The sequence below is a fragment of the Candidatus Benthicola sp. genome, assembly GCF_058719085.1.
Genome location: NZ_JBZQEK010000150.1, coordinates 1 through 2,414, shown reverse-complemented (window position 1 = coordinate 2,414; position 2,414 = coordinate 1). Strand labels below are relative to the sequence as shown.

Genomic DNA, 2,414 nt, shown 5'->3' with positions numbered 1-2,414 from the left:
TGCCGTCGTGATCGAGCGCCTCGAAGCCCTCGAGCACCGGCGCCTGCGAAACGGCGGCGATGATCGAGTCGGCCGAAACGGAGTACTCGGAGCCCGGAATCGGAATCGGGCGCCGGCGCCCCGAATCGTCCGGTTCGCCGAGCTCCATGCGGATGGCGATGACCCGCTCGAGCGCCCCGTCGTCCGATCGCTCGAGGCGCACCGGGGAGGACAGCAGGACGAGCTCGATCCCCTCCTCCAGGGCGTCCTCCACCTCCTCCTCGATGGCGGGCATCTCCTCGCGGGACCGACGGTACAGGAGGGTGACGCGGGCCCCGGTCCTTCGGGCGGTCCGGGCGGCGTCGATGGCCGTGTTCCCGCCTCCGACCACGACGACCCTCTCTCCGAGCTCCACCGTCTCGCCGCAGTTCACCCGCGCCAGGTAGTCCGTTCCCGTCCACACGGAGGGACCTTCCTCCCCCGCGATCCCGAGACCGCGTCCCATCTGCGCCCCGATGCCCAGGTACAGGGCGGTATGCCGGGAGCGCAGCTCTTCGAGCGACACGTCCCGGCCGACCGACGTGTCGAGCCGCAGATCGATCCCGAGGTCCAGGATGCGCTGGATCTCGGCGTCCAGGATCGCGGGCGGCAGACGGTAGTCGGGGATCCCGTACCGCAGCATGCCGCCGGGTCTCTCTCGGGATTCGTACACGGTCACCCGGTAGCCCCGGCGGGCCATCTGGTAGGCGAACGACAGTCCGGAAGGCCCGGCGCCCACCACGCCGATCCACTCCTCCCGCGGCTCGCGGTCGACCTCGGCCAGCGGGATCCCGGCGGTGATCGCCCAGTCGCCGAGGAACCTCTCCATCGCGTTGATGGCGAGGGGCTCGTCGAGCTCGCTTCGGTTGCAGTGCGACTCGCAGGGATGCGGGCACACCCGGCCGAGCACGCTCGGAAACGGGTTCACATCCGTGATCATGCGCCAGGCCCGCGTGTAGGCTTCCTCTCGCGTCAGCCCGATCTTGTCGCGCTGGGCCACCGTGCCGATCCAGCCCCGGATGTCCCCGCAGTTGGGACACCCGGTCTGGCAGGGGGCCGTCTTTTCGGCCTGCTGAGGTCGGAACGAGGGCGTGATGCGCTGGTACGGCAGCGCGTTCCCGGCGCCGTCGCCTCTCACGAGGCGCCCTCGCGCAGCGCCACCTCGGCGTTCAGGTCGCGAATCCGGTGTGACATCGTCTGGAGGAGGTTGACCGCGAGCAGCGGGTCCTCCTTGATACGCCGGAGCAGCGTCTTCTTGTCCACCTTGAGGACCCTGGCCTCGCCGACGGCCCGGACGGTGGCCGATCGCGTCTCCTTCTCGAACACGGACATTTCGCCGAAGAAGTCCCCGGTCTCGAGGTAGGCGAGGTGCTGTTCGCCGATCGGAGTGGACTGCACGACCTGCACCTTACCGGACTGAACCACGTACATGCAGTCGCCCAGGTCGCCCTGCCGGACGATGGCCTCGCCGTCTCCGTAGAGTTTTCCGAGTGCGCCCTTTCCCATCGTCAGGACACCTTTCCGTTTCCGTTCATCGGCCGAACGCCGGCGGCGAGGTTGAGCGCCATACTTCCGAGAAACCCGGGGTGAAGGGTTCCCCGAAGGATCTCCTTGTAGGGCGCGCTTCCCGTGAACATGTTCCAGAGGAGCGAGCTCATGTGGGGAGCCGCTCCGGGCCTGGACTGCTCGCGCGAGGCCATCCGGAGGATTCCTCGCCTCGAGATCTTCGACATCTTGAACAGCGTCGTGGTGCCGAAGATCACCTTCCCGATCGCGTTGTCATGGGCGATGCCGCGACAGGTCGGCCAGTAATGTTCCTCGAACGCGTCGGCCGATACGCCTCGCACGACCGCCGTGGAAGCCGCCGCCTTGGCGGTTCGGAACGCCGCCCCGATGCCGTCCTTGTAGAGACGCGTAATCCCGCTGTCGCCGATGAGGACGATGCGATCACCGTACGGCCGCTTCGTCGCGCCCATGTTGATCAGCGGTGAGCAGCTGCACACGCAGGGCGACGCATCGGTGGGGAAGCACCGGCGCACCACCGGATCCTCGAGGAACTCGTGCACCAGCTCCTGGTCGAGCTCGTCGCCCAGCATGACGACGGTCACGAACTCGCCCTTGGGGATGATTGCCGCGAACTCGAGCCTCGGGATGGTGAGCAGGAAGACGTGCATCGCGTTGCCGAGAATGCGATAGACCTCCTCCGGCGTGGAGCGGAACTCGCAGATGTAGGTGCGCGTGCTCTTCGGCGGCGCCACCCCGGCCGGAAGGTCCTCCAGCAGCTTCAGGAAGTTGCTGTTCACTCCGGTGGCCACGGCCACGAGGTCGTAAGACTCCTCCTTCAGATCCGAACCGATCAGGACCGGTCGCTCGTCGCGCCACTCCACATCGCTGAT

The 2,414-nt window shown here is 67.5% G+C and carries 3 protein-coding genes; all 3 read right to left on the bottom strand.

Annotation, left to right across the window (positions count from 1 at the left end; translation table 11 throughout):
• On the bottom strand, positions 1-1,156 hold a 1,156-nt coding region (locus tag AC36XV_RS11175; RefSeq protein ID WP_492203766.1), incomplete at its 3' end, for an FAD-dependent oxidoreductase.
• Entirely contained in the window at positions 1,153-1,524 is a 372-nt protein-coding gene (locus AC36XV_RS11170) for a Crp/Fnr family transcriptional regulator (RefSeq protein ID WP_492203765.1), read from the bottom strand. The genes AC36XV_RS11175 and AC36XV_RS11170, both read right to left, overlap by 4 nt.
• Positions 1,525-1,526: 2 nt before the next feature.
• Positions 1,527-2,414 (bottom strand): hypothetical protein (locus AC36XV_RS11165; protein ID WP_492203764.1); only part of this gene is annotated, 888 nt, incomplete at its 5' end.